Genomic DNA, 23,019 nt, shown 5'->3' with positions numbered 1-23,019 from the left:
AGGCTTCGACAGGCTCAGCCCGAACGGTTCTCGCATTGCATGACAACTCCTGGAATTCGCCGATGAACGCATCCCTCTCCCGCCGCCGCCTCCTGCGTGCCGGCGGCGCCGCCGCCGTGGTCGCCTCGGGCGGCCTGATCGCCTCGCAGGCCTTCTCGCAGTCGACGCGCAAGCTGACCTTCGCCTGGAACGCCGCGGCCTTCTGCCTCTCGCCGGTGGTGGTGGCGCAGGAGCGCGGCTACTTCGAGCGCAACGGCCTGCAGGTCGATCTGATCAACTACACCGGCTCGACCGACCAGCTGCTCGAATCGCTGGCCACGGCCAAGGCCGACGCGGCGGTGGGCATGATCCACCGCTGGCTCAAGCCGCTGGAGTCGGGCTTCGACGTGAAGATCGTCGGCAGCTCGCACGGCGGCTGCGTGCGCCTGGTCGGCGCGAAGGCCGCGGGCGCCACCAGCCTCGCGAGCCTCAAGGGCAAGATCATCGGCGTGTCGGACATCACGAGCCCGGGCAAGAACTTCTTCTCGATCCTGCTCGCCAAGAACGGCATCGACGCCGAGCGCGACGTGACCTGGCGCCAGTACCCGGCCGACCTGCTCGACCTCGCGGTGCAGAAGGGCGAGATCCACGCCATCGCCGACGGCGACCCGAACGTCTACCTGATCGAGAAGCGCAACAAGGGTGCGTTCGTCGAGATCGCGAGCAACCTCACGGGCGAATACAAGGACAAGGTCTGCTGCATCGTCGGCGCGCGCGGCGAGCTGGTGCGCAAGGACAAGGCCACCGTGGCCGGGCTGGTGCGCGCCATCGCGCAGGCCTCCGATTACGTGGCCGAGAACCCCAACGAATCGGCCAAGCTGTTCGCCAAGTACTCGCCCAAGGTGCCGGTGGAGGACCTGCGCGCGCTGCTGGGCACGCTCACGCATGCACACCATCCGCTGGGCCGCAGCCTGCGCGACGAGGTCGCGTTCTACGCGGCCGACTTCCGCAACGTGGGCGTGCTCAAGAAGAGCACCGACCCCGGCGCGCTTCGCGGACCACGTATCGTACGACCCGCTGGCCTGAGGCCCTGCCGCAGATGACGAACCGCATGCCGTCCGCCAGCCGCCGCCGCTTCATCGCCCAGGGTGGCGCCGCCGCAACCATTGCCGCCCTGCCCGCCTTCGCGCTGCAGGCCCGTGCCCAGGCGCGCCCGCTGCTCAAGGCCGGCGACCAGAAGGGTGGCCTGCGCGCGCTGCTCGAGGCCGCGGGCGGGCTCGAGGGCCTCTCGTACGACATCCAGTGGTCGGAATTCCCGGCCGCCGCGCCGCTGGCCGAGGCACTGAACGCGGGCGCCGTCGATTCGGGCCCGATCGGCGATGCGCCGCTGATCTTCGCGCTCGCGGCCGGCACGCGCGTGAAAGCGATCGGCGCCAACCGCTCCGACTCCTACGGCACGGCCGTGCTGGTGCGGCCCGATTCGCCGCTCAAGAGCGCGGCCGAGCTCAAGGGCAAGAGCGTAGCCACCAACCGCGGCTCCATCGGCCACTACGTGACGCTCAAGGCCATCGTCGCGGCCGGGCTGAAGCCCGAGGACATCAACCTGCGCTTCCTCGCGCCGGCCGACGCCAAGCTCGCGCTCACGCAGGGCTCGGTCGATGCCTGGGCCACCTGGGAGCCCTACACCGCGCTGGCCGAGACCAGCGGCCATGCACGCGTGCTCGCCAGCGGCCGCGGCCTGCTGCCGGGCCTGAGCTACCTCGCGGCCACCGACGCGGCGATCGCCGCCAAGCGGCCGGTGCTGCAGGACTTCCTGCAGCGCGTGGTGCGCGCGCAGCAATGGTCCTATCGCAACGTCGATGCATTCTCGGCCACGCTCGCGCGCATCATCGGCATCCCGCCCGAGGCCGCCAGGCTGCAGTTCGAGCGGCGCCAGCAGAAGTGGGTGCCGATCGACGCGCAGGTGGTCGCCGACCAGCAGGGCACGGCGGACTTCTATCGGCAGGTGGGGCTGATCAAGCAGGCGCTCGATGTGAAGAGCACCTTCGATACCGGCTTCGGGATCGGCATCGCGGCCTAGCTAACCGGCATCCACCGATCGCGCCAGCTGCGCCAGCCGCTTCGCCATCGGCTCGAACAGCTCGGCCGAGGTGTTGCCGTAGCCCAGCACCAGCCCGTTGCAGTCCGGCCCGGGCCGGATCGCGGCGGCCGACAGCGGCATCGGCGCCATGCGGTGGCGCCGCGCCTCGGCGGCGATGCGGCGGTCGTCGAAGCGCGCGGGCAGGCGCACGGTGAGATGCATGCCGCAGTGGCCGCCGTCGATGGTGTGCGGCAGCCTGAAGTGGCGCTCGAGCGCGGCGCGCAGGGCCTGCTGGCGCTCGCGGTACAGGCGCCGCATGCGGCCCAGGTGGCGGCTGAACTGGCCGCTCTCGATGAAGTCGGCCAGCGCGAGCTGCTCGTGGCGATGGCCGCCGCGCAGCATCTCCTCGAGCGGGGTGCGCACGGTGGCCAGCAGGTCCTCGGGCAGCACCAGGAAGCCCAGCCGCAGCGAAGGGAACATGGTCTTGCTGAAGGTGCCCACGTAGAGCACCGGCGCCTGCGGCACCAGCCCCTGCATGGCGGCGATGGGGTCGCCGGTGTGGCGGAACTCGCTGTCGTAGTCGTCCTCGATGATCCAGGCGCCATGGGCGCGGGCCTGCGCGATCAGCGCGAGCCGCCGCGCGATGCCGAGCACCACGCCCGAGGGGTACTGGTGCGAGGGCGTGGCATAGACCAGCCGCGGCGGATGCAGCCGCCAGTCCTCATCGCTCGCGCGCAGGCCGCCGGCATCGACCGGCATCGGCACGATGCGCAGGTCGCCCGCGTGCATCGCGGACTTGGCGCCGCGGTAGCCGGGGTCCTCGACCCAGGCGGTGTCGCCGGGGTCGGTGAGCAGGCGCACGCACAGCGCGATGGCTTCCTGCGCGCCCTCGGCGATCACCACCTGCTCGGCCGTGCAGCGCACGCCGCGCGCCAGGCCCAGGTGCTGCGCGATGGCGGCGCGCAGCGCGGGCTCGCCGAAGGGGTTGCCATAGCCGAGCGCGGCATGGCCGCCAGCGCGCAGCGCACGGTCGAGCGCGCCGCGCCAGGCCGCGATCGGGAAGTGCGACAGCGCGGGCACGCCGGGGCGCAGCGCAAGCTCGGGCTCGGCGCGGCTGCCCATGGGATGGATGCGCGCGAGCCGCCCTGCGGTGGCGGGCACGGCCGGCGCGCGCGAGCCGCGCCGCGGCGGCGCGGGCGCGGCCAGTTCCATCACGCGCGTGCCCTGGCGGTCGGGCCGCAGGTAGCCCTCGGCCGCGAGATGCTCGTAGGTGGCCGTGACGGTGTTGCGCGACACCGCGAGCGCCTCGGCCAGCGCGCGCGAACCGGGCAGCCGCGTGCCGGGCGCGAGGCGGCCGTCGAGGATGGCGCGCTTCAGGCGCTCGTGGAGCTGGCGCTGCATCGAGCCGGCCTCGCGCTCGCGTGCGAGCGGTGCCTCGAGCAGCGCGCGGCGCACGGGGTCGGACAGGGCGGCGAAGGGGTCGGCGGCATCGGTCATCGGGCGTTTCTCGTGGCACCATGAAATTCGCATGTCGTGGCGCTTTTCGTGGCGCCACGACGGGCGTACTGTAGCGCCTGTCGTCATCAAAAGAGAGTTCCCCATGTCCGCCCCCACCCCCCGCTCACGCCGCGCACCAACCAGTTCGGCCAGACCATCGGCGCCGCCCTGCCCGGCTGGTCGCCGCGCCCGAAGCCGCCGCGCACGCCGATCGAAGGCCGCCTGTGCCGGCTCGAACCCTTGTCCGCCGAGCGCCACGCGGCCGACCTGCATGCCGCCCATGCGCTGGCACCCGACGGTCGCGACTGGACCTACCTCGCGGTGGAGCGCGCGCCCGACGCCGCGAGCGCGCGCGCCTACGTCGAGCTGATCGCGCAGAGCGTGGACCCGATGCACTTCGCGGTGATCGACAAGGCCACGGGCCGCGCCGTGGGCAGCCTCGCGCTGATGCGCATCGAGCCCACCCATGGCGTGATGGAGGTCGGCCACGTGACCTTCTCGCCGCTGCTCAAGCGCACGCCGCTGTCGACCGAGGCCCAGTACCTGCTGATGCAGCTGGCCTTCGACGAACTCGGCTACCGGCGCTACGAATGGAAGTGCGACAACTTCAACGCGCCCTCGAAGAAGGCGGCGCAGCGCCTGGGCTTCCAGTTCGAGGGCGTGTTCCGCCAGCCGCTGGTCTACAAGGGCCGCACGCGCGACACGGCCTGGTTCTCGGTCATCGACAGCGAATGGCCGGCGCTGCGCGCGGGCTTCGAGCAATGGCTCTCGCCCGCCAACTTCGATGGCGACGGCAAGCAGCGCCGGTCGCTGGAAGAGGTGCGCACGGCCGCGGCCTGAAGCGCCTCAGCCGGCGGCGGGCGCGGGCAGCTGCTCGCCGAGGAAGGCCAGGAAGGTCTTCACCACCTCGGGCAGGGTGCGGCCCGCCAGGGTCTGCAGCTCGACCGCGCGGCCGCGCATGCCGCGCTCGCGGATCTCCGCCGCGTGCAGCTCGCCGCGCCGCACGCGGTCGCGCACCGTGATCTCGCCCGCGATCGTGAGGCCGCCGCCGTGCAGCACGAAGCTGGCCAGCGACTCGAAGCGGTTGCTGGTCAGCACCGGCTCGAACACCAACCCGCGCTGGCTGCAGCCCACGTCGAACAGCTGGCGCACCGTGTTGTCGGCGCCCGAGAGCGCGATCGGGTACGGATGCATCTGCGCCAGGGTCACGGTGCGCAGCTTCGCGAGCGGATGGTCGGGCCGCATCACGGCGAACACCGAGGCCGGCTGGCGCCGCTCGACGCGGATGCCGTCCACCGCGGCGCGGCTGTAGGTCAGGCCGATGTCGGCCTCGCCGAGCAGCACCGCCTCCGTCACCTCGGCCGGCCGCGCGGCGCGCAGCTGGAACTGGATGCCCGGGTGTTCGGCGCGAAAGTCCGCGATGGCGCGCGGCAGGAACTCGTTGGCGAAACCCGAGGAACAGGCGAGGCGCACCCGGCCGCGCTTCAAGCCCTGCAGCCCGCGGATGTCGGACACCACGCGCTCGGCCTCGAGCGCGCCGTGCAGCGCATGCGCGGCCAGCAGCTCGCCCGCGGGACTCGCGACCATGCCGCGCGGATGGCGCTCGAACAGCGGCACGCCGAGCAGGTCCTCGAGCATCGCCACCTGTCGGCTGATGGCCGAGGGACTGACGCTGAGCCGCTCCGCCGCCACCGTGAGCGAGCCGCTGCGGGCCACCTCGAGGAAGTAGCGCAGCGCGGTGTCCTGCAGGCGGTGGGCGGTCATGGCGGGCTTTCGCTTTGCGTAAAACGCAAAGATATCGCCAAAAAACGGCAATTGTTCAAAAGCGGCGGCTTGCCTAAGCTGCACGGTGGCCGCCCCGGCCAGCCCCTTCCCCCTTCCCTCCCCCCCACCGAACGATCCGCGCATGCACCTCCCGCTCCTCCACCGCCCCGCGCCCCGCCCACGGACCCTGCTCGCCCTGCTGGCCGCCGCCCTGGTCGCCGGCACCGGCCTGGCCCAGGCGGCCGACCTGCCGCAGGCCGAGGCCGAACGCCACGCGCAGGCCAGCTACCGCGAGTACTTCGAGCTGCTCTCGCTGCCCAACGACGCGATCGTTCCCGAGGACATCCGCAAGAACGTGGACTGGCTCGCCAAGGCCTTCGAGAAGCGCGGCTTCTCGACGCGCCAGCTCGACAACGACGGCAAGCCGATGCTCTACGCCGAGCTGCCGGGGCACGACGCGGCGCGCAAGACCGTGCTGTTCTACATGCACCTCGACGGCCAGCCGGTGATCCCCGCGCAGTGGGCGCAGAAAAGCCCGTGGACGCCGGTGCTCAAGCGCCGCGCGGCCGACGGCGGCTGGGAGGAGATCGATGCCGCGCCGCTGTTCGACGGCCCGGTCGATCCCGAATGGCGCGTGTTCGGCCGCGCCTCGGCCGACGACAAGGGCCCGATCATGATGATGCTGGCCGCGATCGACGCGCTGAAGGCGGCCGGCGGCACGCCCGCGGTCAACGTCAAGGTGATCCTCGACAGCGAGGAGGAGAAGGGCTCGCCCTCGATCGCCAAGGTGATGCAGGCGCACCGCGAGCTGCTGGCCTGCGACGCCATCGTGATCCACGACGGCCCGATGCACGCCACCAACCGGCCCACGCTGGTGTTCGGCAACCGCGGCGCGGCCGAGGCCCGGCTCACGGTCTATGGCGCCAAGGTACCGCTGCACAGCGGCCACTACGGCAACTACGCGCCCAACCCGGCCCAGCGCCTCGCGAGCCTGCTGGCCTCGATGAAGAACGAGCAGGGCCGCGTGACGGTGGCCGGCTACTACGACCGGGTGCGCATCAGCGCGGCCGACCGCCAGGTGATGGCGGCGGTGCCCGACGACGAGACCGCGCTGCGCCGCCGCCTGGGCATCGCGCGCACCGACAAGGTGGGTGCCAACTACCAGGAGGCGATGCAGTACCCCTCGCTCAACGTGCGCGGCATGGCCTCGGCGGCGGTCGGCGACAAGGTCGCGAACATCGTGCCCGACCGCGCGGTGGCCGAGCTCGACCTGCGCACCACGCCCGATTCCGACGCGGCCTACCTGGGCGCGCAGATCGAGAAGCACATCCTCAAGCAGGGCTACCACCTGGTGAAGGGCGCGCCCAGCGACGAGGACCGCGCGCGCTACGACAAGCTCGCGACCTTCAGCTACCAGAGCGAGGGCGCCGACGCGGCCGGCGCGCCGATCGATTCGGCGATCGGGCGCTGGGCCTACAAGTCGCTGACCGACAGCTTCGGCGCCACGCCGGCGCCGGTGCGCATCCGCATGATGGGCGGCACGGTGCCGACCGCGGAGATCGTCAAGGTGCTGCAGGTGCCGTTCGCGATCGTCCCGCTGGTGAATGCCGACAACAACCAGCACGCGGCCAACGAGAACCTGCGGCTGGGCAACTACGTGAGCGGCGTGCGCACCATCTACAGCCTGGTCACCCACCCGCTCTGAACGAACGGCGGGCTCAGCCTCCCTTGCCGGGCTTCTGCGCCTGCTCGCACTTCACCTGGATGCGCTCGCGCTCGTCGAGCGTGGCGCCGATGCGCACCGCGCTGAGGCAGCCGCCCCAGACGCAGCCGGTGTCGGTCGACAGCAGGTCGGGCCGCGATACCCAGCCCAGCGTGGACCAGTGGCCGAAGGCGACCGTGGCTTCGGCCGTGCGTCGGCCCGGCACGTCGAACCAGGGCATGTAGCCCGCGGGCGCGTCGGCCGCGCCGTCGGTGGTCTCGAACTCCATCGTGCCGTCGGCGGTGCACAGCCGCAGCCGCGTGAGCGCATTGACGATCACGCGCAGCCGGTCGCTGCCTTCGAGCGTGTCGCTCCAGCGATCGGGCTGGTTGCCGTACATGGTGGCGAGGAAGGCGCCGAGGTTCGGGCCGCGCAGCACCGCCTCGAGCTCGCCCGCGTGGGCGCGCACGTCGGCCACGCTCCACTGCGGCAGCACGCCCGCGTGCACCATCAGCAGGTCGCGCGCGGCCTCGCCCGAACCGATGCGCCGGTGCAGCGCCATGTGCTGGTGGCGCAGCCAGTCGAGCATCGCCTCGCGGTCGGGCGCGGCCAGCAGCTCGGCCACCGTGTCCTTGCGGCCGGACTTGCGCACGCCGTGCGCCACGCCCAGCAGATGCAGGTCGTGGTTGCCCAGCACGCTGAGCGCCGCGCCGCCCAGGCGCTGCGCGCGCCGCAGCACCTGGGCCGATTCGGGACCGCGGTTGACCAGGTCGCCGAGCAGCACCACGGTGTCGCGGCTGGGGGAAAAATCGATCTCGTCGAGGAGCCGGCCGAGGGCGCTGTCGCAGCCCTGGATGTCGCCAATCAAGTAAAGTGCCATCTCCTCATTCTCTCCCCCCGTACATGGATGTCTTCCTGCTGGCCTTGCTGACCACGCTCAACGCGTTGTTCGCAATGTCCGAAATGGCCCTTTCCACCAGCCGCCGCGCCCGCCTCGCGGCATTGGTCGAAACCGGGGACACGGGCGCCGCCGCGGCGCTCAAGCTGATGGAGTCGCCGACCCAGTTCCTCTCGACGGTGCAGATCGGCATCACCTCGATCGGCATGTTGAGCGGCATCGTGGGCGAGGCCGCCTTCGCGGCGCCGCTGGCGGTATGGATGGAGAACGCGGGCATGGGCGCGGGCACCGCCAGCGTGGTGTCGACCGCGGTGGTCGTCACCTGCATCACCTTCTTCACGATCATCTTCGGCGAGCTGGTGCCCAAGCGCATCGGCCAGCTCTATCCCGAGCCGGTGGCGCGCTGGGTCTCGCGCCCGATGCACGGCCTGGCCAAGGCCGCCAAGCCCTTCGTCTGGCTGCTCGCGGGCGCCACCGCCACCATGCTGAAGCTGCTGCGCATCGATGCCAACGCGGCCCGCTCGGTGACCGAGGAAGAGATTTCCGCCAGCCTCGAGGAAGGCGTGGACGCCGGCGTGATCGAGCAGCACGAGCACCAGATGGTGCGCAACGTGTTCCACCTCGACGACCGGCGCCTGTCCTCGCTGATGATCCCGCGCGCCGACATCGAATGGCTCGAAGCCTCGTTCAGCGTGGCCGAGGCGCTGCAGAAGGTGGCGGCCGCGGGCGCGCTCAACCTGGTGCATTCCTGGTATCCGGTGTGCCGCAACTCGCTCGACGACGTGGTCGGCGTGATCAGCGTGGCGCACCTGCTGCGCCTGGGCCCGGACCACGTGGGCTCGCTGGGCCAGGAGGCCACGGCCGCGGTGTTCGTGCCCGAGACGCTGACCGGCATGGAACTGCTCGAGCAGTTCCGCGCGCGCGCCGGCCGGCTGGTGTTCGTGGTCGACGAGTACGGCGTGGTGCAGGGCCTGATGACCCCGCGCGACCTGCTCGAGGCCATCACCGGCGAACTGCAGCCCGGCATGCAGACCGACGCCTGGGCCCACGAACAGCCCGACGGCACCTGGGAGCTCGACGGCCTGATGCCGGTGTCGGAGCTGCGCGCCCGCCTGGGCATCCGCGAGCTGCCCGACGAGGAGCGCGGCCGCTACAACACGGTGGCCGGCCTGCTGATGTCGGTGTCGGGCCACCTGCCCTCGGTGGGCGAGCACATCGATTGCGCCGGCTGGAGCTTCGAGGTGACCGCGCTCGAGGGCCGGCGCATCGACCGCGTGCGCGCCTCGCGCGATCCCTCGCTGCCGAACGGCAGCGACGGACTGAGACCGCGAGGGCGCGCCGATGTTGTCGCTGCTCGCGCTCAGTTGCCCCCAGTGCTCGGCGCCCCTGCCGCGCGCCGCGCGCTGGCGCACCGTCACCTGCAGCTATTGCGGCGCGACCATCTCTCGCGGCGAGGAAACGGTCGAGCGCGCGAGCTTCCGCGCCGCGTTGCAACGCGCGAATGCACAAGGCGCCGACGGCGCGCGCGTGCTGCGCTGGCGCGGCGCGCGCTATCGCGTGCTGGCGCCGCTGGCCACCGGCGAGCACGCCGAGGTGCTGCTGGCCGAGCGACTCGGCGCCCTGCCCGAGCGCGTGACCTTCAAGCTCGCGCGCGACAAGGACGGGGCCGCCGCGCTGGCGCGCGAGCATGCGGCGCTGCAGGCCCTGCAGTCGCTCTCCATGCCGGGCGCCGCCTATTTCACGCGCCGGCTGCCGCAGCCCGTGGGCCTGGGCACGACCGGTGCCGACGACGGATCGGAAGACGGCCGCCAGGCGCTGGTGCTGCGCCATCCGACCGGCTACTGGGGCAGCCTGCTCGACGTGCAGCGCGCCAACCCGCGGGGCATCGACGCGCCCCATGCGGTCTGGCTCTGGCGCCGCATGCTCGAGGTGCTGGCCTTCGTGCACGACGCGGGCTGGACGCACGGCGATCTCTCGCCCGCGCATGCGCTGGTGCATCCGCGCGACCATGGCGTGCTGTTGATCGGCTGGTCGCGCGCGCGACACGACCTGGCACGCGCCGCGGACGATCTCGCGCAGAGCGCCTGGGCGGTGCGCGCCGTGCTGCATGGCCACGAGGGCCTCGGCGAACCGGGCACCGGTGCCGCCACGCCCGCACCGCTGGCCGTGCTGCTGCGCCGCTGCAGCGAGGACCCCGGCGAGTGCCGCCGCCTCGGCGCGCGCGGCATCGAGCAGGCGCTGTCGGCGGCCTCGCGCGAGGCCTTCGGCGCGCCCCGGTTCATTGCTTTCGATCCCGCGCCGCACGGCGGCTGACGGCTTTTTCTTCTTCTCTCTTCACGACGGGGAACATCCATGGGTTACGGAAACTATTCGCACGCCGCCCACGCGGCCCTGGTCGCGGACCGCGCCGCCAAGTCGGGCGCCGAGGTCTTCACCCAGACCGCCACCCATCCGCTGATGGACCCGCGCGGCCTCAAGGTGCGCGAGGCGCGCGACAACGCCGACCATCCCAACTCGCTGGGTATCGTGTTCGCGCTCGACGTCACGGGCTCCATGGGCGACATCCCGCAGACGCTGGCGCGCCGCGAGCTGCCGACCTTCATGAAGCTCTTGACCGACTGCGGCGTGGCCGATCCGCAGCTGATGTTCATGGCGATCGGCGACGCCACCTCCGACCGCGCGCCGCTGCAGGTGGGCCAGTTCGAATCGACCGCCAACCTGATGGACCAGTGGCTCACCTGGAGCTACCTCGAGGGCGGCGGCGGCGGCACCGGCGAGGAGAGCTACGAGCTGGCCTTCTACGTGATCGCGCAGCACACCGACATGGACTGCTGGGTCAAGCGCAAGAAGCGCGGCTACCTGTTCGTGACCGGCGACGAGCTGCCCTACCCCGCCGTGTCGCGCCACCAGATCGAGGGCCTGGTCGGCGAGAAGCTCGACGAGGACATCCCGATCGAGGAAGCCATCGCGGCCGCGGCCGAGACCTGCCACCTGTTCTTCCTGATCCCCGACGCGCAGCGCCGCCGCCGCTGCGAGCCGCGCTGGCGCGAGCTGCTCGGCGACCACGTGATCTGCATGGACTCGCCCGACGACGCCTGCGCGGTGGCCGCGGGCATCGTCGCGCTGACCGAGAAGGCCGTGCCCAGCCTCTACGAGCTCGGCCGCGTGATGGCCGCCACCGGCAGCGTCGACAAGGCGCGCATCAACGGCGTGCTGCATGCGCTCGACGGCTATGCGGCGCTGCTCGATCCGAACAAGCCGCGCCACGCGCCGCCGAGCGCCGCCGCGTCGGCACCGCGCTCGTCGTGGTGGAAGCGCCTGTTCGGCTGACCCCGCCGCGCGCGCCGTGAGCACCGGCGCCACGCGCTATCTCTCGCTGCTGGGCCTGGGCTTCGGCGACTGCGGCAAGGGTCTCTACACCGATCACTTCTGCGCCGCGCTGCGCGCCCACACCGTGGTGCGCTTCAACGGCGGCGCGCAGGCCGGCCACAACGTGGTGCTGGCCGACGGGCGCCATCACACCTTCTCGCAGTTCGGCGCCGGCAGCTTCCAGCCCGGCGTCGCCACGCTGCTCGCGAGCGCGGTGGTGGTGCATCCCACGGCACTGCTCGTCGAGGCCGCCGTGCTGCGCGACAAGGGCGTGCCCGATGCGCTCGCGCGCCTGCGCATCGATGCGCGCTGCCGCGTGACCACGCCCTTCCATCAGGCCGCGGGCCGGCTGCGCGAGTGGGCGCGCGGCGACGCGGCCCATGGCAGCTGCGGCGTGGGCGTGGGCGAGACGGTGCGCCAGGCACTGGCCGCGCCCGATCTCGCGCTGCGCTACGGCGACCTGCTGCGGCCGGCGCTCGCGTTCGAGAAGCTCGAGGCGCTGCGCCTCGTGTTGCTGCGTGAGTTCGCACCGCGGCCCGATCCGGATTGGCAGCGCGAACAGGCGCTGCTGGCCGATGCCAGCCTGTCGCAGCGCTGGCTCGCGGCCATCGAACCCTGCCTGCGCGCCGCACCGCCCACGGGCGTCGATGCCATCGCCGGGCAACTGGCGCGGCCCGGTGCCGTGGTGTTCGAGGGCGCGCAGGGCGTGCTGCTCGACGAATGGCGCGGCTTCCATCCGCACACGAGCTGGAGCACGGTCTCGACCGCCGCGGTCGAGGCCGTGCTGCGCGACGCCGGGCTGGGCACGCCGCCCGTGCGACACCTGGGCGTGCTGCGCAGCTACCTCACGCGCCATGGCGCCGGGCCGCTGCCCACGCACGACCCCAGCGCTCGCCACGCGGCTGCCCGAGCCGCACAACGCCGACGCCGGTTGGCAGGGCGCCTTCCGCCGCGGGCATCCCGATGCCGTGCTGCTGCGCTATGCGATCGCCGCGGCCGGACCGCTCGACGGCCTGGTCGCGAGCCATCTCGATGCGATCGGGCATGCGGACCTGCGCTGGTGCGAGGGCTACCGCGATACGGATGGCGAGACCGTCGCGCAGCTGGCCCTGGGGCCCGAGGCGGACCTCGATCATCAGCAGCGGCTGACGCGCCTGCTCGAGCGCGCGCGCAACCGGTCTATGCGGAGGCCGGCATCGCGAACGAACGCGACTGGCTCGAGCGCGTGGAGGCCGCGAGCGGCCTGCGCGTGCAATGGGGTTCGCGCGGCCCCACGCGCCAGGACGTCGCGGACTGCGCGAGCTAGCCCCTCGGCCACGGCGGCGACCGCACGAGGCCGGACAAATCCCTATCGCGCCCGCGCGCGCGATGCCTACCATGCGGCACCGGGCCGATGCCCCGCACCGCTGGGAGACACCATGACGATTTCGACGCCGCGGCATCGCGCCCGCGGCTGGCTGTTGGCACTCGCTTGCGCCGCGTTCGGCGCGGGCGTGGCGCCTTCCCATGCGCAGGTGCTGCAGCTCAAGTGGGGCCATGTCTACGAGGCCTCGAGCATCTTCCACCAGCAGGCCGAGCTCGCGGCGCGCAAGATCGCCGAGCAGTCCGAGGGAAAGATCCGGATCGAGGTGGTGCCCGCCTCCAGGCTCGGCCAGGAGGGCGACTACCCGCTGATGCTGGCCAACGACTCGGTGCAGATCGCCTACGTCACGGCCGCCACGCTGGCCGAGGGCTATGCGCCGCTGCGCCTGGGCAGCTATCCCTTCGCGTTCAAGGACCTCGACCACGTGCGCAAGTACCTCGCGAGTCCGCTGCTGGGCCAGCTCATGAAGGGCTACGACGAGCGCAGCGGCAACCACCTCGTGGCCTCGGTCTACTACGGCGCGCGTCAGGTCACGTCGAACCGGCCGCTCGCGCGGCCCGAGGACTTCCGCGACCTGCGGCTGCACGTGCCCGATGCCTCGGCCTACCAGCTGTTCGCCACCGCGCTCGATGCCAAGCCCGTGACCCTGCCCTACGTCGGCCTGTATGACGCGCTGAAGAAGAACGAGGTCGAGGCGCAGGAATATCCGCTGAGCACGGTGAAGGCCAAGAAGCTCTACGAGGTGCAGAAGTACGTGCAGCTCACCGCCCACGTCTACGACACGCTGGGCATCGTGATCGGCAAGGCCGCCTGGGCGAAGCTCTCGACGCCCGCAGCAGGCGATGGTCGAGAAGGTGCTGGTCGACGGCGCCAAATGGACCAACGTGGGCGTGATCGCGGGCGAACTGGAAGACGAGCAGTTCCTGCGCGGCAAGGGCATGACGGTGTCGCAGGTCAACCGGCAGCCTTTTCTCGAGCGCATCGCGCGGCGTTCCACGCCCGAGCAGCTCGGCGCGCGGCCCGGCGACTGGGCGAAGCTGCAGGCGCTCGCCAACTGATCCTTCGTTTCCTGTTGGCGAACCGGCCGCGCTGCTGCACACTGGCGAGCGGCATGCGCCCTGATCGCATTGCCGGGAGCACACCGTGGAATTCCTCCTGGACCCGAATGTCTGGATCGCCTTCGCGATGCTGACCGCCCTCGAGATCGTCCTGGGCATCGACAACATCATCTTCATCTCGATCCTGGTCGGCCGGCTGCCGCCCGAGCAGCGCGACAAGGCGCGCCGGCTCGGTCTGGGCTTCGCGATGATCTCGCGGCTGCTGCTGCTGCTGTCGCTGAGCTGGGGTGATGGGCCTCACGGCCGACCTGTTCCATGTCTTCGGCCAGGGCATCAGCGGGCGCGACATCGTGCTGCTGCTGGGCGGCCTGTTCCTGCTCTACAAGGCCTCGCACGAGATCTTCCTCGAGGTCGAGGCCGGCGAGGAGCACGGCCCCGATGCCGACGAGGACGGCGGCGCGCGCAAGGCCGCGTTCTGGAGCGTGATCGGCCAGATCGGCATCATCGACATCGTGTTCTCGCTCGACTCGGTCATCACCGCCGTCGGCATGGTCGACCAGATCGCGGTGATGATGGCCGCGGTGATCGCCTCGGTCGGCGTGATGCTGGTGGCGGCCAAGCCGATCGGCGACTTCGTCGACAAGCATCCCTCGGTCAAGGTGCTGGCGCTGGCCTTCCTCGTGATGGTGGGCATGGTGCTCACGGCCGAAGCCTTCGACAAGCACGTGCCCAAGGGCTACATCTACGCGGCGATGGCCTTCTCGCTCGCGGTCGAGGCGCTGAACATCCGCGCGCGCGGCAAGCGCACCGCGGCGCGGGCGCTGAAGGCGCAGGCCAGGGCGAACGCGAAGGCGGGCGAGGCGCCCTGATCGCCGGCCGTCACTAACGCATCACTGTGGCATTATTGGGTCGACTCCAGTTCATCGACCAGCGACGAGACTCCCCATGATCCGCAAGAACCCGCGCGGCGACCTGCCGCAGATCCACCCGAGCGCCTTCGTCGACCCGACCGCGATCCTCTGCGGCCTGGTCGTGGTGGAGGAGAACGTGTTCATCGGCCCCTATGCCGTGATCCGCGCCGACGAGACCGACGCGAACGGCCACATCGACCCGATCGTCATCGGCGCGCACTCGAACATCCAGGACGGCGTCGTGATCCACTCCAAGTCGGGCGCGCCGGTCACGATCGGCGAGCGCACCTCGATCGCCCATCGCGCCATCGTCCACGGGCCGTGCCGGGTGGGCCGCGGCGTGTTCATCGGCTTCAACAGCGTGCTGTTCAACTGCGTCGTCGGCGATGGCAGCGTGGTGCGCTACAACGCGGTGGTCGACGGCTGCGAACTGCCGCCGAACTTCTACGTGCGCTCCACCGAGCGCATCGGCCCCGAGACCGACCTCGCCGGACGCCCGAGCGTTTCCGTCGACGCGAGCGAATTCTCGGAAGACGTGGTGCGCACCAACAACGCGCTGGTGCAGGGCTACAAGAACATCCAGAACGAGTTCTAGGCCAGGGCCTGTTCACACTATGCAAGGGGTCGCGTTGCCCCTTGCATAGTGTGAACAGGCCCTGGTGCCCTCAGCCTGCGCCATAGGCCGGCTGCGGAAATTCCAGTTCGACGCGCCGGCACGCGCGCGGGAAGATCGTGGCCACCGAACGCCACGACGGAGCCCGCGATGCACCTCTTACCGCAACTCAACCACCGCGCCCTGTGCGCGCTCCTGCTCGCGGCCGCGTGCGCCGCGGCCGCCGGCGCCTCGGCGCGCGACACGCGCGTGGCGATCACGCCCGAACAGCGCTTCCAGCTCGCGCTCGAGGCCCAGTCCGCGCGCGACTACCGCTCGATGATGTCGCTGCTGCGCGAGGCCGGCGCCTCGGGCCACCGCGAGGCGCAGGAGATGCTCGGCGTGGTGCTGCTGGCCGGACCGCTGCTGTATGGCAACGGCGTGCCCGCCGACCGCTGCGAGGCCCGGCACTGGGCGCGCGAGGCGGCGCGCCAGGGCAGCGAGGTCGGCATGCACCAGCTGCACCTGCTCAACCGCGCGCGCAATGCGCCCATGGGCAAGGAGGCCTGCGATGCGCAGCGTTCCTGAGTTCGCGCGCGCCCTGCTCGAGCGCCACGGCGCATTGGGCCTGCTGCAGGCCTGGCGCATGCTGCTCGCGGCCGTGGCGGTGGCGGCCTTCGCGGCATCGGTCGATGCGGGGAGCAACGAGCCACCGGCCGCGGCCTGCACGGCGGAAGACTGCGGCCACCCGATCGCATGCGACCGGCAACCGGGCTGAGCCGCGGCGGGCCGTCGGCGCCGGCCTCCGCAGCCATCCCCCGGTTACCCCGGAATCACGGCGTCACGACCAGCTTGCCCTGGTAGAAGCCCGTGAACTCGGCGCCGTCCTGGCGCACATAGCGATAGCCGATGCGGAAGGCGTAGGTGTCCGGCTGCAGGCAGACACGCCTGATATCCCCGCTGATCGACCCCACGTCCACGCAGCCCCGGAACGAGAGCTGCTGCGCATCGGAGCCGGCGTTGATGAACCCGCTGGGTTCGACGAACAGGACATTCTCTGGCGGGAAAGCACTCTGCTGCTGCGGCGTCAACAGCCACTCGACATTGCTCGAGAAGCTCAGCTCGCGGGCACCGGTGTACCGGACGAAGGCCGTCCGGATGTCCGCCGCGCTGGCCGATGCCGTCAGATCCAGCGTCTGCGGCACGAACACCACGGGGTCGGAAACGCTCGCATCCATGTCGACCAGGTACAGGAACTGCACCGTCTTCCTGACCAGCTGCCGCGCGGGGGGATCGCCGGCGATCGAGGTCACGTCCAGACGGCTCAGATGGAAGCCCTGGCGCAGGACGAAATCGGAGACGCTCATGCTGACCGTCGCCGTGCCGTCCTTGTTGTCCGAGATCTGCAGCTCGGGACGGAAACCGAAAGGATCGAAGGGGCTGATGCTCAGGGCCGAGAACGGATGGCCCTCTGGCAGCGTGACCTTCATCGTCGCCACGGGCGGGCGCTGTCCGAACCGGCTCTCGACGGCAACGATGTTCGCATCCGGCGAAGTGTCGAGCCCCGGGAAGCCGCCGCCCCGCTTGTTCTTGAACGCCTCGCCGATCTCGATCTTCATGCCTCGCTTCACGACGACGTTGTACGGGATGTTGTAGGGCACGTTGCCCAGGCGAACGGAACAGCGGGCATCGAGGCAGACGTAGACACGCAGGTTGCCGGTGTAGGTGCCGGGCGTCTGGAGCGTCTTGCCCAACAGCACCACGAGCAGGCCAGGCTTGGGACTGGTGGTCGGCGTTGCCTGCACGTTGGCCTGGAACAGACCGGCGGGATCCTCGACGATCACATAGAGCGTCTTGCCGTTCAGCACCGACAGGTCGCCGACGGCCGTTCCCAACAGTCCCACGTCGGCCATCTTCGCGCCTTCGAAGTAGGTGCCGCTGATGCTCGCGGGCTTGCCGGCGTCGGTGAGAACATCCACCACGTTCTCGACCGAGAGATTGACGGTCGTGAAGTTGGGATCCACGAGCGGCGACCCCGGATTGTTCGGCGTGGCGCCGTTCCCCGACGCGCCGCCACCGATGGGCAGGCCAGCCAGTCCGCCACCGCCCCCTCCTCCGCCGCCTCCGCCGCAGGCCCCCAGCAGCAGGCCCAGGGCGAGCGCGCACGCCACGCGTGCAATCCTCGTGTGCATCTTTTCTTCTCCTCGTGTTATTGGAAATGCCGTGCCGAGCCCTCCGCTCGGCGGGAGGCAGCATATCCCGGAGTCGATGGCGGCGCTTCACCCCAATGGGCGGACGGGGCGGGAGGACCGCGGCCGGCGCTCAGACGTTCTTCGCAAAGATGATGAAGCCCGTGCGATCCGCCACCTTGTCGTAGAGCCGCTGCCCCGCGAGGTTGGTCTCGTGCGTCTGCCAGTAGACGCGCTTCGCGCCGGCCTGCGCGGCACGCTCGTACACGCCCTCGATCAGCCGCCGGCCCACGCCCTGCCCGCGCAGCGAAGGCAGCGTGAAGAGGTCCTGCAGATAGCAGGTCGGCTCGATGCGCGTGGTGCTGCGGTGGAACAGGTAGTGCGTGAGGCCGACCAGCCGGCCCTCGTGCTCGGCCACGAGCGCATGCACGGGCTCGTAGGCATCGAAGAAGCGCTGCCAGGTGGCCTGCGTGATCGCATCGGGCAAGGCGGTCGGGCCCTCGCGCTCGTAGAAGGCGTTGTAGCCGTCCCAGAGCGGCTTCCAGTCGGCAAAGTCGTCGCGCGTGGGCGGGCGGATCACGAGGGTGGAGTTCATGGCGTGTGCAATGGCGCGGGTGCGCGTCGGGCGAAAAGCCCGCATTGCAACATGAACCGACGCGGCCCGGCTATGGATTCGCCAAAGGCGCCGTGGCGCCGAAGAAGGCTTCGAGCGCCGGCGTCGGCAGTTGGCCGCGCAGGCCGATCGCGACCACCGCGGCACCTTCGGCATCGAGCGGCGCGGTGGCCCGACGCAGCATGCCGTGGCGGCCCGCGTACTGGACTTCGGACCAGGCCTCGCCGCCGCCCGCGGCCTCGACCTTCAGCAGGCCCTTGAGACGCAGCACGCCGGGCGGCATCGCGCGCATCCAGGCGCGCAAGGCCTCGGGTTCGAACACGGCCGCGGGCCGCGCGCTCCAGTTCGCGAACTGCGCGCCATGGTCGGCGTGGTGCGCATGGTCGTGGTCGTGATCGCAGCCCGGCACATCGCAATGCGCATGCGGCCTTGCCTGCCCCTGCAGCCCCGAGGCCAGCGCGAGCGGCAGGTCCGACTGCGTGGTCGCGATCCGCGGCGTGCCCGGCACGGTCGCGTCGAGCCAGGCCATGGCGGCCGCCAGCGCGGCATCGTCCGCGATGTCGGTCTTGTTGAGCAGCACGAGGTCGGCCGACTTCGCCTGCCGCGCCAGCGTGTCGGCCAGCAGCGGGTCGCGCGACTGCGCGGCGACCGCGCTCGCATCGACCAGCACCAGCACGGCCTGCAGGCTCAGCTCGGGCGCGGCCATGCCGATCTGCGCGATGCGCCAGGGATCGGACACGCCGCTGGCCTCGATCACCACGGCATCGAACGGCGGCTCGGCGTCGATCGCGCCCTGCAGCGCGCGGCCGAGGTCGTCGCCGATCTGGCAGCAGACGCAGCCGTTGGTGAGCGCGACGGTGTCGCCATGGCGCGCGGCGATCAGGCCGGCATCGATGTTGAGCGCGCCGAAGTCGTTGACCAGCACCGCCATGCGCAGGCCCTCGGCCTCGGCCAGCCAGCGGTTGAGCAGCGTGGTCTTGCCGGCGCCGAGGAAGCCGCCGACGACCGTGAGCGGCAGGCGCCGCGCCGTCATCGCGCCCTCATGCCTCGAACACGCGGCCCGACAGCACCGTGCCCCACACGCGCAGGTCCTTGAGCCGCATCGGGTCGATGGCCAGCGGGTCCTCCTCGAGCACGCAGAAGTCGGCGCGCTTGCCGCATTCGATGCTGCCGATCTCGCCATCGAGCTTGAGGGTCCAGGCCGCGCCCAGCGTGATGGCGCGCAGCGCCTGCTCGACCGTGATGCGCTCGGCCGTGCCGAGCACGCGGCCCTTGGGCGTGACGCGGTTGACCGCGCACCAGGCGGTGAACAGCGGGCCCAGCGGCGTGACCGGCGCATCCGAATGGATCGCCAGCGGCACGCCAGCGGCGAGCGCGCTGCCGCAGGCATCGAGCCGGTTGGCGCGGTCGGGGCCCATGGTCATCTCGTAGTGCTGGTCGCCCCAGTACCAGATGTGGTTGGCGAACAGGTTGGCGCACAGGCCCAGCGCGGCCATGCGGCGGAACAGCGGCGCGTCGATCATCTGGCCGTGCTGCAGCGTGTGGCGGTGGTCGGGGCGCGGCGCGCGCGCGAGCACGCGGCCGATGGCGTCGATCGCGACCTCGCTGGCCTCGTCGCCGTTGGTGTGGGTGTGGATGGTGAGGCCGGCGCGGTGGTAGGTCTCGAAGTCGGCCTCGTACTGCGCGGGCGCGGTCACCCAGATGCCGTTGGGCGCGCCGTTGAAATGGCCGGGCCAGCGCAGCCGCGCCGAGAAGCCCTGGATCGAGCCGTCGAGCATCATCTTCACGAGGCCATAGCGCAGCCGGTCGGTGTTGCGTGGCATCAGCGAGCGCACATGCTCCGCGCCCTGCGCCGCGCCATGCGTGCCGTGGAAGGCCTGGAACGCGGGCAGGATGCGCACCGCGAAATCCTCGGCGCCGGTGGCGCGCTCGAGCACGCCGCAGTCCTCCTCGGTGAGCTTGTTGACCAGGTCGGTGGCGGTGGTCACGCCCTGCATGCAGGCCAGCCGCGCGAAGGAGCGCACGCCGGCCTCGGTCATCGGCGCCAGCAGGCCGGCATTGCCGATCCTGCGCAGCACCAGGAACATCGCGGCGGGCTCCTGCAGCTCACCCGTGGGCTCGCCCGCGGCCGGCCCGGCGGCGAACTTGACCACGCCCTCGACCTCGTTGTCGCGCGTGATGTCGGCGATGCGCAGCATCGCGCTGTTGACGTTCATCAGATGGCCGTTGGCATGGCCGATGACGATCGGCCGCGTGGCGCTCGCGCGGTCGACGTGTTCTACCGTCATGCGCTCGCCGCCGAAGTAGATCGGATCGAAGCCCCAGGCCACCAGCGGCTCGGACTCGGGCCGGCCCTCGGCCTGCATGCGCGCGGCGATCTCGGCCAGGCGCGCGACCACGGCCTCCATCGAGCGCAGGCCGCTCCAGACCTTGCCCTGCGGATCGCGCCGGTCGAACCAGCCGAGGTACGCCCAGTCCCACATGCTGCCTTCCTTGAGGTGGCAGTGGCCCTCGACCAGCCCGGGCATCAGCACCTTGGCGGCGAAGCGCTCGTCGAGCGCGAAGTCGCCCCACGCGTGCATCTCCTCGAGCGAGCCGACCGCGAGCACGCGGCCCTCGCGCACCGCGACATGGGTGGCCTCGGGCTGCATCGGGTTCATCGTGAGGATCTTGCGGGCGCTGTAGACGGTGGTGGCGGTCATGGATTCGGGAAGGAAGAGGGACGGGGCGCGACACGATGTTCGCGCGGATTCAATCGGCCTGCAGGCGCAGGGGCGGCAGCGGCAGGCCGTCGGCCAGCCCGACGCGGCGGCAGCGCACCCAGTGGCCGGGCACCACCTCGCGCAGCGGCGGCGGCTCGGCCGCGCAGGCCGGCTCGGCCACCGGGCAGCGGCCGGCGAAGCGGCAGCCGTGCGGCGGATCGATCGGGCTCGGCGGATCGCCCGTGAGCTTGATGCGGCCCGCGGCACGGCGCCGGCCGCCGCCCACGGTGGGCACGGCCGACATCAGCGCCACGCTGTAGGGATGCAGCGGCTGCGCGAAGAAGGCGCGCCGCGGCGCGCGCTCCACGATCTGACCCAGGTACATCACCGCGATGTCGTCGCAGATGTGCTCGACCACCGCCATGTCGTGCGAGATGAACAGGTAGGTCAGGCCCAGCTCGCGCTGCAGCCGCGCGAGCAGGTTGAGGATCTGCGCGCGGATCGCGATGTCGAGCGCCGACACCGGCTCGTCGCAGACCACGAGCTCGGGGTTGGTGGCGAGTGCGCGCGCGATGTTGATGCGCTGGCGCTGGCCGCCCGAGAACTGGTGCGGAAACAGCTGCTGCTGCTCGGGCCGCAGGCCCACGGCCTCGAACAGCTCGGCCACGCGGCGCGTGCGCTGCTCGGGCGTGCCCACCTGCATCAGGTCGAGCGGCGCGCGCACCGCGGCACCGGCGCGCTCGCGCGGGTTGAGCGAGGAGAACGGGTCCTGGAAGATGATCTGCATGCGCGTGCGCGAACGGCGCAGCGCCTCGCCCTCGAGCGCGCCCAGGTCGGTGTCGCCGAGCCGGATGCGGCCACCGGTCAGCGGCGACAGCCGCATCACGGCGAGCGCGGTGGTGGTCTTGCCCGAGCCCGATTCGCCGACCACCGCGAGCGTGCGGCCGCGGCGGATCTCGAAGGACACGCCGTCCACCGCCTTCACCACCTCGGGCTTGCGGCCCCAGCCGGCCCTGGCGCGCGGGAAGTGCACCTGCAGGTCGTCGACCGCGAGCAGCGTGTCGGTCGGTTCGATCAGGCTCATGCGACCTCCTCCGCCAGCGCCTCGGCATGCAGCCAGCAGGCCGCGCCATGCGACGTGCCGCCATCGCCGTCGCCGGCCAACGCGAACATCGGCGGCACCTCGCGCGCGCAGCGCGGCATGGCATGGCGGCAGCGCTCGCGGAAGGCGCAGCCGCTGCCCAGTTCCCAGATCGAGGGCACGACGCCGGGGATCTCGGCCAGGTCCTCGCGCGTGTCGTCGTCGAAGGCCGCGCTGCTGCCGAGCTCGGGCAGGCAGTCGATGAGGCCGCGCGTGTAGGGATGGCCGGGCGCGGACAGCACCTGGTCGGCGCTGCCCTGCTCGATCACGCGACCCGCATACATCACCATCACGCGGTCGGCCATCTCGGCGACCGCGCCCATGTCGTGCGTGATCAGCAGGATCGCCGTGCCCTTCTCGCGCTGCAGCTCGCGCAGCAGGTCGAAGATCTGCGCCTGCACGGTCACGTCGAGCGCGGTGGTGGGTTCGTCGGCGATCAGGATGTCGGGCCGGCAGGCCAGCGCCATCGCGATCATCACGCGCTGGCGCATGCCGCCCGAGAGCTGGTGCGGGTACTCGTCCACGCGCCGCTCGGGCGCCGGGATGCCTACCTGGCGCAGCATCTCGATCGCGCGTTGGCGCGCGGCCCGCGCATCGAGGCCCGCATGCAGCCGCAGCGATTCGCCGATCTGGTCGCCCACGCTGAACACCGGGTTCAGCGAGGTCATCGGTTCCTGGAAGATCATCGAGATACGGTTGCCGCGCACCTCGCGCATGCGTGCGTCGGTGGCGCGCACCAGGTCCTCGCCCTGGAACAGCACGCGGCCGTCGCGGATGCGCCCCGGCGGCGAGGGAATGAGCCGCAGCAGCGCGAGCGCGGTCATGCTCTTGCCGCAGCCCGACTCGCCGACCACGCACAGCGTCTCGCCGGCGCGCAGCTCGAAGTCCACGCCGTTGAGCACCAGCGCCTGGCCGCGCCGGGTCCGGAATTCGACGTGCAGGTCCTGCACGCGCAGCAGTGGCTCGCTCATTGGGGTTGCCCGTCGTACTGGATGCCATGCGCGCCGAACGAGACGATGGCTGGGTAAGAAGAAGGGAGCGGACTTCCGGACGCAGAGGACGCGAAGGTTCCGCGAAGGTCGCGAAAAGATTTCATCAAAACTTTTGGTTTTCTTTTTTGCGTCCTTCGCGAGTCCTTCGCGTCCTCTGCGTCCGGCTGTT

Annotated in this window: 20 protein-coding genes and 2 pseudogenes; 13 read left to right on the top strand and 9 right to left on the bottom strand. The window is 71.2% G+C overall.

All coding sequences use genetic code 11. The features are described from left to right. The first annotated feature begins 62 nt into the window (after positions 1-62). Together ACHMXE_RS19585 and ACHMXE_RS19580 are read left to right on the top strand one after the other, a co-directional pair. Positions 63-1,082 (top strand): ABC transporter substrate-binding protein, encoded by a 1,020-nt coding sequence (locus ACHMXE_RS19585; RefSeq protein ID WP_395350853.1) that lies wholly within the window; start codon positions 63-65, stop codon positions 1,080-1,082. Then, positions 1,079-2,059: an ABC transporter substrate-binding protein gene (locus ACHMXE_RS19580; protein ID WP_395350850.1), complete on the top strand. Its 981-nt coding sequence runs from the start codon at positions 1,079-1,081 to the stop codon at positions 2,057-2,059. The genes ACHMXE_RS19585 and ACHMXE_RS19580 overlap by 4 nt, the downstream gene beginning before the upstream one ends. Here the strand turns inward: ACHMXE_RS19580 and ACHMXE_RS19575 are convergent, their stop codons facing one another. Then, positions 2,060-3,556: a PLP-dependent aminotransferase family protein gene (locus ACHMXE_RS19575; protein ID WP_395350849.1), complete on the bottom strand. Its 1,497-nt coding sequence runs from the start codon at positions 3,554-3,556 to the stop codon at positions 2,060-2,062. A 156-nt stretch (positions 3,557-3,712) separates the two neighbouring features. On the opposite strand from ACHMXE_RS19575, the gene ACHMXE_RS19570 reads away from it, so the two are divergent. After that, on the top strand, positions 3,713-4,396 hold the full coding sequence (locus ACHMXE_RS19570) for a GNAT family N-acetyltransferase (protein WP_395352720.1): 684 nt from the start codon (positions 3,713-3,715) through the stop codon (positions 4,394-4,396). Positions 4,397-4,402: 6 nt separating this feature from the next. Here the strand turns inward: ACHMXE_RS19570 and ACHMXE_RS19565 are convergent, their stop codons facing one another. Beyond that, positions 4,403-5,320, bottom strand: a complete 918-nt coding sequence (locus tag ACHMXE_RS19565; RefSeq protein ID WP_395350847.1) for a LysR substrate-binding domain-containing protein — start codon at positions 5,318-5,320, stop codon at positions 4,403-4,405. Between the two features lie 142 nt (positions 5,321-5,462). Here ACHMXE_RS19565 and ACHMXE_RS19560 point away from each other — a divergent pair, with 142 nt between their 5' ends. Next, positions 5,463-7,025, top strand: coding sequence for a M20/M25/M40 family metallo-hydrolase (locus ACHMXE_RS19560; RefSeq protein WP_395350845.1), 1,563 nt, complete (start codon positions 5,463-5,465; stop codon positions 7,023-7,025). A gap of 13 nt (positions 7,026-7,038) precedes the next feature. On the opposite strand, the gene ACHMXE_RS19555 is transcribed toward ACHMXE_RS19560, so the two are convergent. Next, complete coding sequence (locus ACHMXE_RS19555; RefSeq protein WP_395350843.1) at positions 7,039-7,902, bottom strand: symmetrical bis(5'-nucleosyl)-tetraphosphatase; 864 nt, start codon at positions 7,900-7,902, stop codon at positions 7,039-7,041. Between the two features lie 23 nt (positions 7,903-7,925). Here ACHMXE_RS19555 and ACHMXE_RS19550 point away from each other — a divergent pair. The 9 genes and pseudogenes from ACHMXE_RS19550 to ACHMXE_RS19510 form a co-directional block, all read left to right on the top strand. Further along, positions 7,926-9,224: pseudogene (locus ACHMXE_RS19550) on the top strand (hemolysin family protein); the annotation flags it as partial. Positions 9,225-9,261: 37 nt separating this feature from the next. After that, positions 9,262-10,233 carry a protein kinase family protein gene (locus tag ACHMXE_RS19545; RefSeq protein WP_395350841.1) on the top strand — a complete coding sequence of 324 codons (972 nt, stop codon included), beginning with the start codon at positions 9,262-9,264 and terminating at the stop codon, positions 10,231-10,233. A gap of 39 nt (positions 10,234-10,272) precedes the next feature. Further along, a complete protein-coding gene (locus ACHMXE_RS19540) occupies positions 10,273-11,250 on the top strand; it encodes a VWA domain-containing protein (RefSeq protein ID WP_395350839.1) in 978 nt (325 codons plus the stop codon). Between the two features lie 16 nt (positions 11,251-11,266). Next, the gene (locus ACHMXE_RS19535; protein WP_395350838.1) at positions 11,267-12,595 is read left to right on the top strand and encodes an adenylosuccinate synthetase; all 1,329 of its coding nucleotides are present in this window, start codon (positions 11,267-11,269) and stop codon (positions 12,593-12,595) included. Between the two features lie 112 nt (positions 12,596-12,707). After that, entirely contained in the window at positions 12,708-13,844 is a 1,137-nt protein-coding gene (dctP, locus tag ACHMXE_RS19530) for a TRAP transporter substrate-binding protein DctP (RefSeq protein WP_395350836.1), read from the top strand. After that, positions 13,838-14,579, top strand: a pseudogene (locus ACHMXE_RS19525) (TerC family protein). The gene dctP and the pseudogene ACHMXE_RS19525 overlap by 7 nt, the downstream one beginning before the upstream one ends. A 76-nt stretch (positions 14,580-14,655) precedes the next feature. Beyond that, positions 14,656-15,216, top strand: a complete 561-nt coding sequence (locus tag ACHMXE_RS19520) for a carbonate dehydratase (protein ID WP_395350834.1) — start codon at positions 14,656-14,658, stop codon at positions 15,214-15,216. Positions 15,217-15,384: 168 nt separating this feature from the next. Then, on the top strand, positions 15,385-15,801 hold the full coding sequence (locus tag ACHMXE_RS19515; protein ID WP_395350833.1) for a sel1 repeat family protein: 417 nt from the start codon (positions 15,385-15,387) through the stop codon (positions 15,799-15,801). Beyond that, the gene (locus ACHMXE_RS19510) at positions 15,785-15,991 is read left to right on the top strand and encodes a hypothetical protein (protein WP_209544187.1); all 207 of its coding nucleotides are present in this window, start codon (positions 15,785-15,787) and stop codon (positions 15,989-15,991) included. Before ACHMXE_RS19515 ends, ACHMXE_RS19510 begins: the two co-directional genes overlap by 17 nt. Before the next feature lie 55 nt (positions 15,992-16,046). Here ACHMXE_RS19510 and ACHMXE_RS19505 read toward each other — a convergent pair whose 3' ends face one another. The 6 genes from ACHMXE_RS19505 to ACHMXE_RS19480 form a co-directional block, all read right to left on the bottom strand. Continuing rightward, positions 16,047-17,405 (bottom strand): hypothetical protein, encoded by a 1,359-nt coding sequence (locus tag ACHMXE_RS19505; protein ID WP_395350831.1) that lies wholly within the window; start codon positions 17,403-17,405, stop codon positions 16,047-16,049. 130 nt (positions 17,406-17,535) lie between these two features. Beyond that, entirely contained in the window at positions 17,536-17,997 is a 462-nt protein-coding gene (locus ACHMXE_RS19500; RefSeq protein WP_203202286.1) for a GNAT family N-acetyltransferase, read from the bottom strand. A gap of 70 nt (positions 17,998-18,067) precedes the next feature. Continuing rightward, positions 18,068-19,048, bottom strand: a complete 981-nt coding sequence (locus ACHMXE_RS19495; protein ID WP_395350829.1) for a CobW family GTP-binding protein — start codon at positions 19,046-19,048, stop codon at positions 18,068-18,070. Positions 19,049-19,055: 7 nt separating this feature from the next. Then, positions 19,056-20,717, bottom strand: a complete 1,662-nt coding sequence (locus tag ACHMXE_RS19490) for an amidohydrolase (RefSeq protein WP_395350827.1) — start codon at positions 20,715-20,717, stop codon at positions 19,056-19,058. Positions 20,718-20,766: 49 nt separating this feature from the next. Continuing rightward, entirely contained in the window at positions 20,767-21,801 is a 1,035-nt protein-coding gene (locus ACHMXE_RS19485; RefSeq protein WP_093340391.1) for an ABC transporter ATP-binding protein, read from the bottom strand. After that, positions 21,798-22,829 (bottom strand): ABC transporter ATP-binding protein, encoded by a 1,032-nt coding sequence (locus tag ACHMXE_RS19480; protein ID WP_395350825.1) that lies wholly within the window; start codon positions 22,827-22,829, stop codon positions 21,798-21,800. The genes ACHMXE_RS19485 and ACHMXE_RS19480 overlap by 4 nt, the downstream gene beginning before the upstream one ends. Between the last annotated feature and the right edge of the window lie 190 nt (positions 22,830-23,019).

Origin of the sequence: Variovorax sp. UC122_21, assembly GCF_044056785.1 — a bacterium.
Lineage (GTDB): Bacteria > Pseudomonadota > Gammaproteobacteria > Burkholderiales > Burkholderiaceae_C > Variovorax.
The sequence above is the reverse complement of the archived record's forward strand: the minus strand, read 5'-3'. Positions and strand labels throughout refer to the sequence as shown.

Excerpts from the sequence above, each read along its gene's own strand:
- ACHMXE_RS19585 (WP_395350853.1), top strand. The coding sequence starts at position 63 with ATGAACGCATCCCTCTCCCGCCGCCGCCTCCTGCGTGCCGGCGGCGCC.
- ACHMXE_RS19580 (WP_395350850.1), top strand. The coding sequence starts at position 1,079 with ATGACGAACCGCATGCCGTCCGCCAGCCGCCGCCGCTTCATCGCCCAG.
- ACHMXE_RS19575 (WP_395350849.1), bottom strand. The coding sequence starts at position 3,556 with ATGACCGATGCCGCCGACCCCTTCGCCGCCCTGTCCGACCCCGTGCGC.
- ACHMXE_RS19565 (WP_395350847.1), bottom strand. The coding sequence starts at position 5,320 with ATGACCGCCCACCGCCTGCAGGACACCGCGCTGCGCTACTTCCTCGAG.
- ACHMXE_RS19560 (WP_395350845.1), top strand. The coding sequence starts at position 5,463 with ATGCACCTCCCGCTCCTCCACCGCCCCGCGCCCCGCCCACGGACCCTG.
- ACHMXE_RS19555 (WP_395350843.1), bottom strand. The coding sequence starts at position 7,902 with ATGGCACTTTACTTGATTGGCGACATCCAGGGCTGCGACAGCGCCCTC.
- ACHMXE_RS19545 (WP_395350841.1), top strand. The coding sequence starts at position 9,262 with ATGTTGTCGCTGCTCGCGCTCAGTTGCCCCCAGTGCTCGGCGCCCCTG.
- ACHMXE_RS19540 (WP_395350839.1), top strand. The coding sequence starts at position 10,273 with ATGGGTTACGGAAACTATTCGCACGCCGCCCACGCGGCCCTGGTCGCG.
- dctP (WP_395350836.1), top strand. The coding sequence starts at position 12,708 with ATGACGATTTCGACGCCGCGGCATCGCGCCCGCGGCTGGCTGTTGGCA.
- ACHMXE_RS19520 (WP_395350834.1), top strand. The coding sequence starts at position 14,656 with ATGATCCGCAAGAACCCGCGCGGCGACCTGCCGCAGATCCACCCGAGC.
- ACHMXE_RS19515 (WP_395350833.1), top strand. The coding sequence starts at position 15,385 with ATGCACCTCTTACCGCAACTCAACCACCGCGCCCTGTGCGCGCTCCTG.
- ACHMXE_RS19510 (WP_209544187.1), top strand. The coding sequence starts at position 15,785 with ATGCGCAGCGTTCCTGAGTTCGCGCGCGCCCTGCTCGAGCGCCACGGC.
- ACHMXE_RS19505 (WP_395350831.1), bottom strand. The coding sequence starts at position 17,405 with ATGCACACGAGGATTGCACGCGTGGCGTGCGCGCTCGCCCTGGGCCTG.
- ACHMXE_RS19500 (WP_203202286.1), bottom strand. The coding sequence starts at position 17,997 with ATGAACTCCACCCTCGTGATCCGCCCGCCCACGCGCGACGACTTTGCC.
- ACHMXE_RS19495 (WP_395350829.1), bottom strand. The coding sequence starts at position 19,048 with ATGACGGCGCGGCGCCTGCCGCTCACGGTCGTCGGCGGCTTCCTCGGC.
- ACHMXE_RS19490 (WP_395350827.1), bottom strand. The coding sequence starts at position 20,717 with ATGACCGCCACCACCGTCTACAGCGCCCGCAAGATCCTCACGATGAAC.
- ACHMXE_RS19485 (WP_093340391.1), bottom strand. The coding sequence starts at position 21,801 with ATGAGCCTGATCGAACCGACCGACACGCTGCTCGCGGTCGACGACCTG.
- ACHMXE_RS19480 (WP_395350825.1), bottom strand. The coding sequence starts at position 22,829 with ATGAGCGAGCCACTGCTGCGCGTGCAGGACCTGCACGTCGAATTCCGG.